Raw genomic sequence first — 15,133 nt, forward strand, 5'->3', positions numbered from 1 at the left:
TCAAGGCCTCACTGTTCGATAGGCGCGAGTGATGTAGGGCAGATTCACCTCGGCATCCCCCACTGCGCCGATCTCGTCGAAGAGTGCGGCGGTCTCCTCCTCGATCCGGGCGCGCTCGACGGCTTCGGCGGTGATGACGTAACTGCGAGAGTGGACCATCGCGGTGAGCGTCTCGCGCGTGACCGGGCGTTCCGAGGCCCAGCGCTTCTCGACGAGCGCCCCGAACGGCGCCCGCACGTCGGGGCCGTCCCCCCCGAGCATCGTTTCGGCGTGGCTGCCCTTCATCGCGCTCGTGAGTCGGGCGACCCACGGCACGGACTCGTCACGGAGGTTCCACACGAGTCCGAGAACACCACCGGGGCGCAGTACGCGCGCTGAATCCGCGGATGCCGATGCGGGATCGACCCAGTGCCAGGCCTGGCCGAGGACGACGGCGTCGAGGGCGGCGGTTGGCAACGGCAGCTCCTCCGCCGTGCCGACGAACGTCGGAACCGCGGGAAGGGTCGCATGGAGGGCCCTCAGCATGTCGGGATCGGGATCGACGGCCACCGTCTCGGCGCCCACGGCCAGAAGCGTGTGCGTCAGCTTTCCCGTACCGGCACCGACGTCCGCGACGCGTACGCGCGCGGTACGCGACACGGGCTCCAGCAGCCACCTCACCGCTTCCTCGGGGTAACCCGGGCGGCCGGCTTCGTATACGGCGGCCGCGCGACCGAACGATCGGGAGAGCTTCTGCGCATCGACCATGGTCCGACCCTACGCCCGCGCCTTCGCCGGTGTGCGGCGCGCCTCCCCAACCGTCACCACCCTCCGGGTGAGTCTGAGGACGTGCCCCTGGACTTCACCGCGATCGACTTCGAAACGGCGAACTCCTCGAGCGCGTCCGCGTGCGCCGTCGGCCTCGCCCGCGTCCGCGATGGCAAGGTCGTCGCCACGGCGGGATGGCTGATCCGCCCACCCGCGGGTCACGACCGGTTCTTCGAGCTCAACGTCGGCATCCACGGCATCCGCGAGGACGACGTGGCACACGCGGCCGGCTGGTCGGCGCAGCTCGCCGATCTCTTCGCGTTCGCGGGAGACGACATCCTCGTCGCACACAACGCCGGGTTCGACATGACGGTGCTACGCAGGGCCTGCGAGGTGACCGGCGATGCCTACCCGTCGTATCGATACCTGTGCAGCCTGCAGGTCGCCCGCAAGACCTACGACCTGGAGTCGTACCGGCTCCCCGTAGTAGCCGCCGCGGTCGGGCATCTGGACTTCGCTCATCACGACGCCTCCGCCGACGCGCTGGCGTGCGCGCACATCGTCATCGATGCGGCAGCCCGCCACGGCGCTCAGGATGCCGTCGAGCTCGCCATGCTGCTGGGGCTACGCATCCCGCAGGTACCGCTGCCCGCCCCCGTCGTCGAGGCGGTCGCCGTCGCCTGAGCGCCCGGGACCGGCCGATGTCGGTGGCCACCGGCATCCTGACGGCATGGATCTCGTTCTCGTTACCACGACCGCTGTCGCGTGTCTGGTCGCCGGGCTGCTCGCCGGCTGGTTCGCGGGTGCCGCGCGCGCCGCGGAGAGAGGGTCGGCTGCGCGAGCGGCGCTCGGAGCGAGACTGGCCGCTGCGGAGGCCGAGGGCGCCGCGCTTGCCGCCCAGCTGGAACAGCAGCGCATGTTGACGCGGGAGATGGCCGCGCAGGCGCGCAACGACCAGGCGATCCGCGACGAGCGTGAGCGACGCGAGCAACAGGTCCTCCGCGCGCTGGCACCCGTGCAGGACTCGTTGCAGGCGATGCAGGCGAAGGTCGACGAACTGGAGCGCGACCGGCGCCAGCAGTACGGCACGATCGCCGAGCAGTTGCGCCACGCGCACACGCAGAGCGAGTCGTTGCGTTCGACGACCGAAGCGCTCGCGGGCGCCCTCCGCTCCAACTCTGCTCGCGGCGTGTGGGGCGAGACGCAGTTGCGGCGGATCGTGGAATCGGCGGGCCTCACGCGCTATGTCGACTTCGACACACAGGCCTCCGTCGTGTCGGATGCCGGGGCCGGCCGGCCGGATCTCGTCGTCCGTCTGCCGGGAGACAAGGCTCTCGCCGTGGACGCGAAGGTGCCGCTCGACGCCTATCTCGAGGCCAGCGCCATCCCGGTGACGGCGACGGGCGAGGAGGGAGCGCGGCGCAAGCTGCTCCTGGAGCGGCACGTCAAGGCCGTGCGTGCGCACGTCGATGCGTTGGCGAAGAAGTCCTACTGGGCCGGGCTGAGCGCCAGTCCCGAGTTCGTGGTGTGTTTCATCCCGAGCGAGTCCCTGCTGGCTGCGGCGCTCGAGGAAGACCCCTCACTGCTGGACTATGCGTTCGGGCGGCGGGTGGCTCTCGCGTCACCTGTGAACCTGTGGGCGGTACTGAAGACGGTCGCCTACACCTGGACACAGCAAGACGTATCCGACGAGGCGCGCACGCTGTTCGAGTTGGGGAACGAGCTGTATCACCGCCTCGGAGGGCTCGCCCGGCACACCGACGACCTTCGGCGGGCGATCGAGCGCACGGTCGCGAGCTACAACCGCTTCGCCGGCGCACTGGAATCGCGTGTGCTCGTCAGCGCGCGGCGGTTTCCCGGTATCGACGAGACGAAGCTCGACGCGGTTGCTCCTCCCCAGGCCATCGAGAGTGCACCGCGTCCGCTCACGGCGACAGAGTTCCTCAGCCCGGAGCTCGGTGCCGACGTCGGAGACCTCCGAGATCGACTATGACCACGGCGAACGGAAGAGTCAGCCGCCAGGAAGGAGGCTCATCGCGCTGACGACAGCGAGCGACACGGCGACGAAGGCGCCGATCATCCACCAGGCGCTCACCTGATGCCCCTCGGGCGCACGACGCCGGAGAAGCACGTCGGGCCGACGTGCAGGGTCGATGGGAACCGCGATCTGTCCGGTCTTCGGACTGTTCGTTGCTGCGGACATCACGACTCCTGGGCTGTGTAGACGGCGACGTGTCGCCGGTGACACCGCGGTCCATTCTGCCAGATGCGGTCACACCTCGAAGGTGTCGCCACGCAGAAGACCGTCTCGATCAGGTCACGCCCGCCCGTTCACAGCCACTTGGACGTCAGGTGCTCCGACGAGATCCGTCGAAGTGTTCCGGATGCACCGCGCAGCACGACCGACTCGGTGTAGATGAAGTCGCCGTCTCGTCGGACACCGGCGACGAGCTCACCGTTGGTGACGCCGGTGGCGACGAAAATGGTGTTCTTGCCCTTCACCATGTCGTCGGCCTCGTACACGTGATCGTCGACCTTGAGGCCCGCGTCGAGCCCGCGCTGCTTCTCCTCGTCGTCGCGCGGCCACAGGCGGCCCTGGATGTGCCCACCCAGCGCCTTGATGGCGCAGGCGGTCACGATGCCCTCGGGACTGCCGCCGATACCGATGCACATGTCCGTACGGGCGTTGTGGCGCGCCGCGTTGATGCCGCCGGCAACATCGCCGTCGCTCATGAGGCGCGTCCCCGCCCCCGCCTCACGGATCTCCTCGATCAGCCGGGCGTGGCGAGGCCGGTTGAGCACCGACACGACGAGTTCGTCGACCGGCTTGCCGAGCGCCGCCGCGAGGCGGCGGATGTTCTCGGCGACGGGCAGCCGAATGTCGACGACGCCGACACCGGCAGGACCAGTGACGATCTTGTCCATGTAGAACACCGACGACGCGTCGAGCATCGCGCCGCGGTCGGCGACGGCGAGCACGGACAGTGCGTTGTTGCGCCCCTCCGCCGTCAGCGTCGTGCCGTCGATGGGATCGACCGCGATGTCACACTGCGGCCCGCGCCCCGTTCCCACGTGCTCGCCGTTGAACAGCATGGGAGCGTTGTCCTTCTCTCCCTCCCCGATGACGATGACGCCGTCGAAGTTCACTGTCGAGAGGAAAGCACGCATCGCATCGACGGCAGCCCCGTCGGCGAGCTCCTTCTGGCCGCGTCCGATGAAGGGCACCGAGCGAATCGCCGCCGCCTCGGTGGCGCGGACGAGCTCGAGGGCCAAGTTGCGATCGGGATGCAGCGGGCTCATATCCGCGGTCAGACTCACCATTCCGCCAGACTACGCGCGGACGCCGGGCACCGCCGTGACTTTCGCGCTTCTCAGAGCGAAGGAAACGCGATTCTTGTCACAGGGGAAGGGCTCAGTGGCCGCACGCCTTTTCCCGGTCACCGACCGTACGCCTCCCCCCGCGCTTCGATAAAGTGGCCGATGGAATCACCGCCGCACAGACACATCGCTAGGAGCTGTCATGCCCGTCGCCACCCCTGAGCAGTACGCAGAAATGCTGGATCGCGCGAAGGCCGGTGGATTCGCCTACCCGGCGATCAACGCCGCCAGCTCGCAGTCGGTCAACGCCGTCCTGCAAGGTCTCACCGAAGCCGGTTCCGACGGCATCCTCCAGGTCACCACGGGAGGTGCCGACTACTTCGCAGGACACACGGTCAAGGCTCGCGCGACCGGCGCACTCGCTTTCGCCGCGTACGTGCACGAGGTCGCCAAGAGCTACCCCATCACGGTCGCGCTCCACACCGACCACTGCCCGAAGCCCGCGCTCGAAGACTTCGTGCTCCCCCTGATCGCGGCCTCCGAGGCGGTCGTCGCCGACGGCGGACAGCCCATCTTCCAGTCGCACATGTGGGACGGCTCGGCCGTACCGCTCGACGAGAACATCGACATCGCCAAGGAGCTCCTCCCCCGCATCAAGGCGATCAACGCCATCCTCGAGGTGGAGATCGGCGTCGTCGGCGGCGAGGAGGACGGTGTCAAGCACGAAGGCTCCAACGACGCGCTGTACACGACGACCGCCGACGTGGCGAAGGCCGTCGAGGCTCTCGGACTGGGCGACCAGGGCCGTTGGATCGCCGCGCTCACCTTCGGCAACGTCCACGGTGTCTACAAGCCGGGCAACGTCAAGCTCCGCCCCGAACTCCTCGGCGAGATCCAGGAAGGCATCGCGTCGCAGTTCGGCACCGGGCCCAAGCCCCTCGACCTCGTCTTCCACGGCGGCTCGGGCTCGACCGACGAGGAGATCGCCCTCGCGGTCGCCAACGGCGTCGTGAAGATGAACATCGACACCGATACGCAGTACGCGTTCACCCGCTCGGTGGCGGGCTTCATGTTCCAGAACTACGACGGCGTGCTGAAGGTCGACGGCGAGGTGGGCAACAAGAAGGCCTACGACCCGCGCGCCTGGGGCAAGGTCGCCGAGTCGGCGATGGCCGCCCGCGTGGTCGAGGCGACCAGGCAGCTCGGTTCCCACGGCAAGTCGCAGTCCTGAGCTTCACCACGGCGCCCCGTCTCGTCCCCGCGACGACACGGGGCGCCGTGCTGTTGCGCGAGCGCCGTTCGTGCGGAGCTCCGCCCGAGCGCCCGGCGGGGAACCCGGGTCAGTACGTCGCGCCGAGCAGCACGTCGCGCGGGTAGAGCAGCTTCGCGACCCCGTCGACCTTCATCGCCAGGTGCAGGTGCGGCCCCGTGGAGCAGCCCGTGGACCCGACCTCGCCGATCTTCTGGCCGGCCTTCACCGTCTGTCCGTTCTTCACGGAGAACGCACTCAGGTGGGCGTAGGTGAGCACGAAGCTGGTGCCGTCGATCTTCGTCTCCACGAGCACCTGCTTCTGGCGCGTATTGTTGGGCGCCCACGACGGGCAGCCCGACGTGATCCAGATCTCCTGCACGGTCACCTTGCCGCCGCGCATGGCATACACCGGCGTGCCGGTGCGCGCGGCGAAGTCGTCGCCGCTGTGCCCCGAGTAGGTCGTCATACTCGCCGACGGACGGATGGGGAACGCCCAACCGTACTTGCCCGGCACGCTGGCAGTCGCCGCCGACGTGTCGGAGAATGCGGCGAGCTTCTTGCCGGTCCAGGTGGAGACGCCGTCGACTTCGACGAGCCGCAGCGCACCCGAGTTGTCGAGCGTCAGAGCGACCACCGCGTATCCGGCAGTACCCGCGCTCCACTCCGGCGTCGTCCTCCCCGACGAGTACACGCCGAGGGCGCCGTCTTCGCGGAGGAGGAGGATCGAGTCGATCGTTCCTGTCGTCCGGGTCGTGCGCTGGGGCACACCGTTCTTGCTGAGCACGACGTTGCCGTCGCCCTGCACCGTGAACCGGTAGACACCGTTCGGTGAGGCCAAGTACGTGCCGGTGCGCATCGGCACTCCGGGTCGGAGGGTCGATCCGAGGGACCAGGATGCCGTGCGCTTCGGCGACGTGCGAGTGACGGTCAGGTAGCCGCTACGGGTCGCGGTGACGGTGACGGTGATCGTCCGCCCGGCTGCCCACTCCGGCACCTTCCACGTCGCCGCGGTGGCGCCCGCCACGACCGCGCCGTCGACGCGCCACTGGTAGGCGAGCTGGGGAGTCGGAGCCCATGTGCCGGTGACGGCGGTGAGTGTGCGTCCGGCCGCGACGCTTCCGCTCACCGTCGGGGTCGGCGCCGACGTGAAGCCGTACTTGGCATCCACGGCGGCGCTGGTCCGATTGACCGATGTGTACCCGGACTTCGACCCCGACACGCGGACGGAGATCTCATGGCCCGCGTCGGCCGTGACGAGGGTGCGGGTCTTGGCGGTCGCGCCCGTGATCGCGACCCCGTCGCGCAGCCACTGGTAACGCAGGGTCACCGGCGACGGTCCCCAGGTTCCCGGAGACGCCGTCAAGGTGGAGCCGACGGTGGGGGTTCCGCTGATAGCCACCCGAGACGGAACGGTGAGCACACGCGGCACCTTCACCGCCGGGCTCGTCCTCCTGGTCGTCGTATAGCCGGCTTTGCCCGCCGTGACTCTGACCGAGACGGAGGCGCCGGCGTCCGTGGTCGTCAGCTTGTAGGTGCGGCTGGTCGCTCCGGCGATGGCGCTGCTGCCGCGGTACCACTGATAGGAGAGGGTCGTCGGCGTGGGTGCCCACGACTCATGGGCGGCCGTGACGGTCCGCCCCACGGCGATCGTCCCGCTGATGGAAGGGGTCGGCGCCGATGAGAAGGCTCGCAGCACGGTGACTGCGGAGCTCGTGGCCCGGGTGGTCGTGTATCCCGACCGCGTCGCGGTCACGCGCACCGCCACGTCTTGATCGATGTCATCGCTCGTCGCCACGTAGGTGACCGAGGTCGCCCCGGTGATCGCGACACCGGCACGGAGCCACTGGTAGCGGACGGATGAGGGTGTGGGCGCCCAACTGCCGGGCGCTGCGGTGAGCGTGCGGCCGACCGTCGGTGAACCCGAGACGGTGGGCTTCCCTACCGACGTGAACGACTTCGACGGCGCGGGAGTGGGTGTCGGAGTCGGGGTGGCGGTCGCGGTCGGCGACGGGCTCACCGCACTCTGCGGTCGTGGGGCCGCGGTTGCGGGCGAGACGGCGACCGCGCCGGCGAGCACCAGGGCGAACCCGGTCAGCACCGCCACGGCACGCCGAGGGAGGGCACGTGGCATCACTGGCTCCCTCCCGGGGGGTGTCGGGGCGCGCGCCGCAGGCGCAGCGTCACGGTACCAGATGTGACTGGTGTGACTGAAGTGACGTGCCGAGACGAATGTGATTTCAGGTCGCGTCGGAGAGCAGCCGGTATCAGCCGGCTCGGAGCACGCCCTCCATGACCGCGGGGTCACTCAGCAGGGGAACACTCAGGCAGAGGCTCACGAGGGTGAAAGTCACGACGGCGCCGGCGAGCGGAATCCACCAGGACAGGGCGCCTCGCACGATGGCCCACCACGAGAGCAGGGCGGAGGCGATCCAGCCCGCCGCGAAGATGAGCGCCGCCGCGGTGCCCCACGCGCGCCCCTCGGCGGTCGCGGTGAACGACGCGTCGATCCCCGCCATCTGCAGCCACATGTCGGCGAACGAGGAGTAGTCGATGAGCTGCGGGATGGTCGTCACCACGGTGAACAGACCGTACGCGAGGAGTGCGACCGTGATGAAGCGGTCCCGGCGTCGGGTCGGGGCGGCAGCGTCCGGCACGGCAGAACCGGATGCCGTGGGCGTCGCGACCGGCTCAGGCGTCGGCGCGAGGGGTGAGACGGGTGCGCCGCCCGAACGTCGGATGATCTCCTGCTGCTCCTCCGGCGTCGCGTACTCGCCGTACTGCGGGGCCGGGCGAGGCTCCCCTGTCACGAGCTCGACCGACCGCCGAGGGCACGATCGTCGCGACGCCCGCTGGCATCCTGGCGCAGCTCCTTGGGCAACGAGAACATGAGGTCTTCCTCGGCGGTGCGCACCTGCTCGACGTCGCGGTAACCCGCGCCGGCCAGCTCGGAGAGCACCTCCTGGACGAGCACCTCCGGCACCGACGCGCCCGAGGTCACCCCGACAGTCTCGACGTCGTCGAGCCAGGACTGCTCGATCTCGTGCGCGTAGTCGACGCGATACGCGGCCTTGGCCCCGTACTCGAGGGCGACCTCCACGAGACGCACGCTGTTGGACGAGTTCGCCGAACCCACCACGATGACCAGGTCGGCATCCTTCGCGACCTTCTTGATGGCGACCTGGCGATTCTGCGTGGCGTAGCAGATGTCGTCGGAGGGCGGGTCCTGCAGCTGCGGGAAGCGCTCGCGGAGCCGGCGCACGGTCTCCATGGTCTCGTCGACCGAGAGCGTGGTCTGCGACAGCCAGACGACGCGTGAGGGGTCCTTCACGACGACCGTATCGGCCTCCTCGGGAGAGTTGACGACCGTGACGTGGTCGGGGGCCTCCCCCGCCGTGCCTTCGACCTCTTCGTGTCCTTCGTGGCCGATGAGGAGGATCTCGTGGTCGCTGCGAGCGAAGCGCACGGCCTCGCGGTGCACCTTGGTCACGAGGGGGCACGTCGCATCGATCGCGTGAAGTCCGCGATCCGCCGCGGCCGAGACCACCGCGGGCGAGACGCCGTGCGCGCTGAAGACGACGTTCGCGCCTTCGGGGACTTCGTCGACCTCCTCGACGAAGATCGCCCCCTGCGCCTCGAGCTCGGTCACGACGTGGATGTTGTGCACGATCTGCTTGCGCACGTACACGGGGGCGCCGTAGCGCTCCAGCGCCTTCTCCACAGCGATCACGGCGCGGTCGACACCGGCGCAGTAGCCGCGCGGGGATGCCAGGAGCACCCGCTTCTGTCCGGACACCGGGTTATCCTGGAGCCGCCCACGCGGCCCCGGTATGCGGGGCAGGGGCAGGGGGACGACGGAGGCACTCACCCTCCGATTCTACGAGGCGCTGGATGGCAGCGGCCTGAGCGCCCGCCGAAGGAGAGTATGTGACGTCGTTCGAGCCGGCCGAGGGCCAGACACCGCCGCCCGATTCGGTGCACCCGCGGGACTCCTCGGCGCAGGTCCCGACGTCCGTTTCCCGGCTGAACGAGACCATCCGCGACTTCGTGCAGCGATGGAACTCGGTCTGGGTGGAGGGCGAGGTGACCTCCTGGAACGTACGGGGCGGTCACGTCTTCGGTCGATTGAAGGATGCCTCCGGCGACGCCGCCATCTCGTTCCGACTCTGGTCTTCGACGCTTCAGCGCCTGCCCGAGCAGATGAAGGTCGGCGATCGCGTCGTCGCGTGCGTGAAGCCCGACTACTTCGTCAAGAGCGGCGACTTCACCTTCACCGTCTCCTCGATGCGTCACACGGGCCTCGGCGACCAGCTGGAGCGACTCGAACGCCTGCGTGCTCAGCTGCGGGCAGAGGGACTGTTCGACGCGGCGCGCAAGAGCGCGGTACCGTTCCTGCCTCACGTGATCGGCCTGATCACCGGGGAGCGCAGCGACGCCGAGAAGGACGTCCACCGCAACGCGGAGCTCCGCTGGCCGCAGGTGCGGTTCCGGACGATCCATGCAGCCGTGCAGGGCGACCGCTGCGTGCCCGAGACCATCGCTGCACTGAAGGTGCTCGACGCCGATCCCGACGTCGACGTCATCGTCATCGCGCGCGGTGGCGGTGACCCCCAGACGCTCTTGGGCTTCAGTGACGAGCGCCTGCTGCGCGCCGTGGCGGGCGCGGCGACTCCGGTCGTCTCCGCTATCGGGCACGAGAACGACCACCCCCTCCTCGACGACGTCGCCGATCTCCGCGCGTCCACCCCTACCGACGCCGCGAAGAAGGTGGTGCCCGACGTCGCCGAGCAGCGCGCCCTCGTGCAGCAGCTGCGCAGCCGCGCCCGCACCCGGCTCACCCAGCGCGTCTCCCACGACGTCGCCCAGCTCGAGCAACTCCGCTCACGTCCGGTGCTGCGCGACCCCGAGTCGCTTCTGACCGGCAGGGCGCAGGAGGTCTGGACCCTCCAGTCGCGCGGGCGGGAACTCGTACGCCGCCGGATGGATGCCGCCGCCACCGCCACCGCCGAGTTGCGCGCGGGCCTTCGCGCGCTCTCGCCGGGCGCGACCCTGGCCCGGGGCTACGCCATCGCTCACGTCGGCGAGGGAGTGATCGTGCGTGACGCGGCGCAGGCGCCCGCCGGCACCGAGGTCGTCGTCACGGTCGCCCGCGGATCGTTCACGACGCACTCCGACGGCGAGCTCGCCGCCGACCCCGGCACCGAGCGGGCTGACGGTGCCTCGGCGACGCCCGCGCAGGACCGTAGGATGGAATCATGACGAGCGACAGCGCCACCGATGTCGCGAACCTGTCGTTCGAACAGGCGCGCGACGAGCTGGTTCGAGTCGTCGCCGAGCTCGAACAGGGCGCTCCCACGCTCGAAGACTCTCTGACCCTCTGGACGCGGGGCGAGGCGCTCGCGGCGCGGTGCGAGGAGTGGCTGCTGGGCGCCAAGCGGCGCCTCGATGCGGCCCGCTCCGCCGACACGGAGTCGTGATGGCATCCGGTCCTCGGATCGTCGCCGAGCTGGGTCGCCCCGAGACCCCCGATGAGACGGCCGCCCGCAAGGCGGAGTCCTCGCGTGTCTACCGGTCGAGCCAGACGTTCCGCAATCTGATCGCGGCGCTCATCGTCACGGTCGCCGTCGTCGCCGTCGTGTACTTCGGCGTTCCGCGGGGCAACCCGCCCGCGCCCGAACCCGTCGACGTCGCCGCCGCGGCCTCCGTCGTGGCGAGCGAACGAGACCGCCCCGTCGTCGAGCCGGAGGTCCCGGCATCCTGGCGCGCGAACGCCGCACGCGTCGAGGACGGCGCCTGGACGGTCGTCTACGCGCCGCCGAAGGGATTCGTGCGCATCGCGCAGGGCTTCGACGCGGCCGAAGACTGGCCGACGACACTGCTCGGCGGTTACGCGCCGACGGGCACCACGACCGTCGACGGCATCACCTGGGACGTCTACGACCTCCCGGGCGACGCGGGCATCCGCTACGCGCTCGTGACGGATGCCGGTGCCGACACGGTGGCCGTCTACGGCTCGATGTCGGCAGAGACCGCCGAAACGGCCGCCGCCGGGCTGGCCGACCAGATCCGCACCCTTCGGGAGGAGACACCGTGAGCGACGAACGACCCACTCCGACGACCGTCTGGGACGAGATGCGCCGCGGCAACGCGCGCTTCGTCGCCGGCGAGCCGCGTCACCCCCGCCAGGACGTCGAGCGGCGTCACGAGCTCGAGAGCGCCCAGAAGCCGCGCGCCGTGCTCTTCGGCTGCTCCGATTCGCGCCTCGCGGCCGAGATCATCTTCGACAAGGGCCTCGGTGATCTGTTCGTCGTCCGTAACGCCGGCCAGGTCGTGTCCGACTCGGCGATCGCCAGCATCGAGTACGCCGTCGCGGTGCTCGACGTCTCCCTCATCATCGTGCTCGCTCACGACCAGTGCGGGGCCGTCCGCGCCGCCATCGACTCCACCGCACTCGACGCCCCGGAACTGCCGCCGCACATCTGGCGACTCATCGCCAAGATCGTCCCGGCCGTGAAGCGCGTCCTGCGCACCGCGCCCGACGCGACGGCGGAGACGGTGGATGCCGAGGCCGTCGGCGCCGAGCACCTGCGCGGCACGGTCGACGAGCTCCTGGCGTCCTCCCGCCTCATCGCCGACGCCGTGGCCGAGGGGCGGCTCGCGATCGTCGGGGCCAACTATCGACTCGGCGAGGGAACCGCCGTGCCGCAGGTCAGCGTCGGACTCGACGACTGACCTTCACCGACAACTCAGCGACAGCCACAGGAAACGAGGACGTGACCGACATGACCGACACCGAGTACCGCATCGAGCACGACACGATGGGCGAGGTCCGCGTGCCGAAACACGCGCTGTACGCCGCGCAGACGCAGCGTGCCGTCGAGAACTTCCCGATCTCGGGGAGCGGACTGGAGTCGACGCAGATCGCCGCGCTCGCCCGCATCAAGAAGGCTGCGGCACTGGCGAACAAGGAGCTGGGCACGCTCGACGGCGCGATCGCCGAGGCAATCGCCTGGGCCGCTGATGAGGTCATCACGGGGCGGCACGACGGCGAGTTCCCCGTCGACACGTATCAGACCGGCTCGGGCACGTCGTCGAACATGAACATGAACGAGGTGCTCGCCACTCTCGCGACGCGTCACCTCGGCGCGCCCGTGCACCCCAACGACCACGTCAATGCGTCGCAGTCGTCCAACGACGTCTTCCCGACCTCGGTGCACATCGCGGTCACGCAGGCGCTCATCGACGACCTCATCCCCGCCCTCGACCACCTCGCGGTCGCCCTGGAAGCCAAGGCGGAGCTCTGGAAGGATGCCGTCAAGTCGGGTCGGACCCACCTGATGGACGCCACGCCTGTCACCCTCGGCCAGGAGTTCGGCGGGTACGCCCGTCAGATGCGTCTCGGCATCGAGCGGGTGCAGGCCGTCCTCCCCCGCGTGGGCGAGGTGCCGCTCGGCGGCACGGCCGTGGGCACGGGCATCAACACGCCGCTGGGCTTCCCGCAGAAGGTCATCGCACTGCTCCAGGCCGAGACCGAGCTTCCCATCACCGAGGCCAAGGACCACTTCGAGGCCCAGGCCAACCGCGACGGCCTCGTCGAGGCATCCGGGGCCCTGCGGACCATCGCGGTGTCGCTCACCAAGATCAACAACGACATCCGCTGGATGGGCTCCGGCCCCAACACCGGCCTCGCCGAGCTCCACATTCCCGATCTCCAACCGGGGTCCTCGATCATGCCGGGGAAGGTCAACCCCGTCGTCCCCGAGGCCACGCTCATGGTGTCCGCGCGGGTCATCGGAAACGACGCGACGGTCGCGTGGGCGGGCGCTTCCGGTTCGTTCGAGCTCAACGTGGCGATCCCGGTCATGGGAACGGCTCTGCTGGAATCGATTCGCCTGCTGTCGAACGCGATGCGCGTGCTGGCCGACAAGACGATCGACGGCCTGCAGGCCAACACCGAGCGCGCGGCCGCCTACGCCGGCATGTCGCCGTCGATCGTGACACCGCTGAACAAGCTCATCGGCTACGAGGCGGCGGCGAAGATCGCCAAGCACTCCGTCGCCAAGGGCATCACGGTGCGCGAGGCCGTCATCGACCTGGGGTACGTGGAGCGCGGCGAGCTGACCGAAGCGCAGCTCGACGAGAAACTCGATCTCCTGTCGATGACCCACGCGGGTTGATAATCGGAGAGTGAATCGGGCGACTAGCGTGCACTCCCGGCGTACGCGCACCCTCGGACTCTTGGTCGCCGTCGTCGCGGCCGGTTTCGCCCTGGCCGCGCTCGGCGTCGTGCTCGTTCACGTGGTCACCGCTCAACCTCTCCCCTGGGCGGCCATCCCCGTCTACGCGACGGTCTCCGTCGCGACGCTTGTCGTGATCGGCATCGTGGGCTGGACGATCCTCCCGACCGTCCCCGCCGAGCATCTCTCGAGCGACCGCGACGAGACGGCCTACGAAGCGCAGCGCCGGCTGCTGGACGACGTGAGGCACGAGCTGAAGACCCCGATCACGATCGTCCGGGGCCATCTCGAGGTGATGGACCCCAACGATCCGACCGATGCCGCAGCGATCCGCGACCTCGGCATGGCCGAACTCGACCGGATGACGCGGCTCATCGGCGACATCGACCTGCTCGCCGCCGTGGAGACCGACAAGTTCACGATGTCCGAGGTCGACCTCGCCCAGCTCACGCAGCGCGTCGGCGAGCTCGTGACGGTCATCCCCGACCACGCGTGGAGCGTAGAGCAGAGCGCGGATGCCGTGATCCGCGGCGATGGCGACCGGCTCCTCCAGGCCTGGCTGCAGTTGGCCGACAACGCCGCGAAGTACACGCCGGCCGGAAGTGCGATCGAGGTGGGCAGCGCCGTCCACGCGGGCGGCGTGCAGCTGTGGGTGCGCGATCACGGCCCCGGCATCCCTCCTGCCCTTCGCCACCGCATCTTCCGTCGCTTCGATCGTGGAACGGGCAAGCGCTCGGTCGGAGGTTCGGGCCTGGGCCTCGCGATCGTCGACGCGATCGCGAAGGCGCACCGCGGTCACTGCGCGATCGCCGACACGCCCGGGGGCGGCGCGACGTTCACCCTGGAGATCCCGGTCGGCACCAAGGCCGCTGTTCCCTCGCCGGTGCGCGCCGGCGATGTCCTGATGCAACGAGAGGCCACCGGATGACACGCATCCTCGTCGTCGATGACGAACCCCACATCGTCTCCCTCGTCACGCGCAGTCTGCACGCCGACGGCTACGAGACCGTCGTCGCGGAAGACGGTGCGGAGGCTTTGGAACGCGCTCTCGAGCCCGACATCGCCCTCGTCGTCCTCGACGTGGGACTGCCCTCCATGGACGGCTTCGAGGTGCTGCGGCACCTGCGCGCCCGCGGCAGCGCGATACCCGTGATCATGCTGACAGCGCGCAGCGGCACGAGCGACACGATCGAGGGCCTGGATGCCGGGGCGAGCGACTACGTGGCGAAGCCCTTCGCGGTCGCCGAGCTCCTCGCCCGTGTGCGTTCGCGCTTGCGGGAGTCCTCGACGGCTCCGGTGCTGCTGACGCGGGGCGACGTGTCTCTCGACGTCCTCGCCCGCCGCGTGACGGTCGCCGACCGCGAGGTCGACCTGTCGGCCCGGGAGTTCGCGCTCGCGGAGCAGTTCCTCCGGCATCCGGGCGAGGTGCTCACGCGCGAGGTGCTGCTGAGCCGCGTGTGGGGCATGGACTTCGATCCGGGCTCCAATGTCGTCGACGTGTACGTGCGCTACCTGCGCGCCAAGCTGGGGCCCGACAACATCGTCACCGTGCGTGGCGAGGGCTACCGCTGGGATTGAACCG

General features: G+C 69.6%; 16 protein-coding genes. 10 read left to right on the plus strand and 6 right to left on the minus strand.

Annotated elements, in window-relative coordinates:
* The gene (locus P0Y48_05895; protein WEK14727.1) at positions 1 to 747 is read right to left on the minus strand and encodes a class I SAM-dependent methyltransferase; all 747 of its coding nucleotides are present in this window, start codon (positions 745 to 747) and stop codon (positions 1 to 3) included.
* Positions 748 to 828: 81 nt separating this feature from the next.
* On the opposite strand from P0Y48_05895, the gene P0Y48_05900 reads away from it, so the two are divergent.
* Both P0Y48_05900 and P0Y48_05905 read left to right on the plus strand, forming a co-directional pair.
* Complete coding sequence (locus P0Y48_05900) at positions 829 to 1,431, plus strand: exonuclease domain-containing protein (GenBank protein ID WEK14728.1); 603 nt, start codon at positions 829 to 831, stop codon at positions 1,429 to 1,431.
* A 46-nt stretch (positions 1,432 to 1,477) separates the two neighbouring features.
* Entirely contained in the window at positions 1,478 to 2,740 is a 1,263-nt protein-coding gene (locus P0Y48_05905; protein WEK14729.1) for a DNA recombination protein RmuC, read from the plus strand.
* 18 nt (positions 2,741 to 2,758) lie between these two features.
* On the opposite strand, the gene P0Y48_05910 is transcribed toward P0Y48_05905, so the two are convergent.
* Both P0Y48_05910 and glpX read right to left on the minus strand, forming a co-directional pair.
* On the minus strand, positions 2,759 to 2,950 hold the full coding sequence (locus P0Y48_05910) for a UDP-N-acetylmuramyl pentapeptide phosphotransferase (GenBank protein ID WEK14730.1): 192 nt from the start codon (positions 2,948 to 2,950) through the stop codon (positions 2,759 to 2,761).
* A gap of 128 nt (positions 2,951 to 3,078) precedes the next feature.
* Positions 3,079 to 4,068: a class II fructose-bisphosphatase gene (glpX, locus tag P0Y48_05915; GenBank protein WEK14731.1), complete on the minus strand. Its 990-nt coding sequence runs from the start codon at positions 4,066 to 4,068 to the stop codon at positions 3,079 to 3,081.
* 199 nt (positions 4,069 to 4,267) lie between these two features.
* Here glpX and fbaA point away from each other — a divergent pair, with 199 nt between their 5' ends.
* Entirely contained in the window at positions 4,268 to 5,296 is a 1,029-nt protein-coding gene (fbaA, locus tag P0Y48_05920; GenBank protein WEK14732.1) for a class II fructose-bisphosphate aldolase, read from the plus strand.
* 109 nt (positions 5,297 to 5,405) lie between these two features.
* On the opposite strand, the gene P0Y48_05925 is transcribed toward fbaA, so the two are convergent.
* The 3 genes from P0Y48_05925 to P0Y48_05935 all read right to left on the minus strand — a co-directional run bounded on the left by P0Y48_05925 (position 5,406) and on the right by P0Y48_05935 (position 9,182).
* Positions 5,406 to 7,448: a peptidoglycan DD-metalloendopeptidase family protein gene (locus P0Y48_05925; GenBank protein ID WEK14733.1), complete on the minus strand. Its 2,043-nt coding sequence runs from the start codon at positions 7,446 to 7,448 to the stop codon at positions 5,406 to 5,408.
* A gap of 133 nt (positions 7,449 to 7,581) precedes the next feature.
* Positions 7,582 to 8,124, minus strand: coding sequence for a DUF6264 family protein (locus tag P0Y48_05930; GenBank protein WEK14734.1), 543 nt, complete (start codon positions 8,122 to 8,124; stop codon positions 7,582 to 7,584).
* Positions 8,121 to 9,182: a 4-hydroxy-3-methylbut-2-enyl diphosphate reductase gene (locus P0Y48_05935; GenBank protein WEK14735.1), complete on the minus strand. Its 1,062-nt coding sequence runs from the start codon at positions 9,180 to 9,182 to the stop codon at positions 8,121 to 8,123. The genes P0Y48_05930 and P0Y48_05935 overlap by 4 nt, the downstream gene beginning before the upstream one ends.
* A gap of 59 nt (positions 9,183 to 9,241) precedes the next feature.
* Between P0Y48_05935 and xseA the strand changes: the two genes are divergently transcribed.
* The 7 genes from xseA to P0Y48_05970 are packed head-to-tail and all read left to right on the plus strand — an operon-like array spanning position 9,242 to position 15,129.
* On the plus strand, positions 9,242 to 10,573 hold the full coding sequence (gene xseA / locus P0Y48_05940; GenBank protein WEK14736.1) for an exodeoxyribonuclease VII large subunit: 1,332 nt from the start codon (positions 9,242 to 9,244) through the stop codon (positions 10,571 to 10,573).
* On the plus strand, positions 10,570 to 10,791 hold the full coding sequence (locus P0Y48_05945; GenBank protein WEK14737.1) for an exodeoxyribonuclease VII small subunit: 222 nt from the start codon (positions 10,570 to 10,572) through the stop codon (positions 10,789 to 10,791). Before xseA ends, P0Y48_05945 begins: the two co-directional genes overlap by 4 nt.
* Positions 10,791 to 11,408 carry a DUF4245 family protein gene (locus tag P0Y48_05950; protein ID WEK14738.1) on the plus strand — a complete coding sequence of 206 codons (618 nt, stop codon included), beginning with the start codon at positions 10,791 to 10,793 and terminating at the stop codon, positions 11,406 to 11,408. Before P0Y48_05945 ends, P0Y48_05950 begins: the two co-directional genes overlap by 1 nt.
* 38 nt (positions 11,409 to 11,446) lie before the next feature.
* Positions 11,447 to 12,046: a carbonic anhydrase gene (locus tag P0Y48_05955; protein WEK15019.1), complete on the plus strand. Its 600-nt coding sequence runs from the start codon at positions 11,447 to 11,449 to the stop codon at positions 12,044 to 12,046.
* Positions 12,047 to 12,096: 50 nt separating this feature from the next.
* A complete protein-coding gene (locus tag P0Y48_05960; GenBank protein ID WEK15020.1) occupies positions 12,097 to 13,491 on the plus strand; it encodes a class II fumarate hydratase in 1,395 nt (464 codons plus the stop codon).
* A gap of 10 nt (positions 13,492 to 13,501) precedes the next feature.
* Positions 13,502 to 14,479, plus strand: coding sequence for a HAMP domain-containing sensor histidine kinase (locus tag P0Y48_05965; GenBank protein WEK14739.1), 978 nt, complete (start codon positions 13,502 to 13,504; stop codon positions 14,477 to 14,479).
* Complete coding sequence (locus P0Y48_05970; protein ID WEK14740.1) at positions 14,476 to 15,129, plus strand: response regulator transcription factor; 654 nt, start codon at positions 14,476 to 14,478, stop codon at positions 15,127 to 15,129. The genes P0Y48_05965 and P0Y48_05970 overlap by 4 nt, the downstream gene beginning before the upstream one ends.
* Positions 15,130 to 15,133 lie beyond the last annotated feature (4 nt).

It is taken from the genome of Candidatus Microbacterium phytovorans (assembly GCA_029202445.1).
Classification (GTDB): domain Bacteria; phylum Actinomycetota; class Actinomycetes; order Actinomycetales; family Microbacteriaceae; genus Microbacterium; species Microbacterium phytovorans.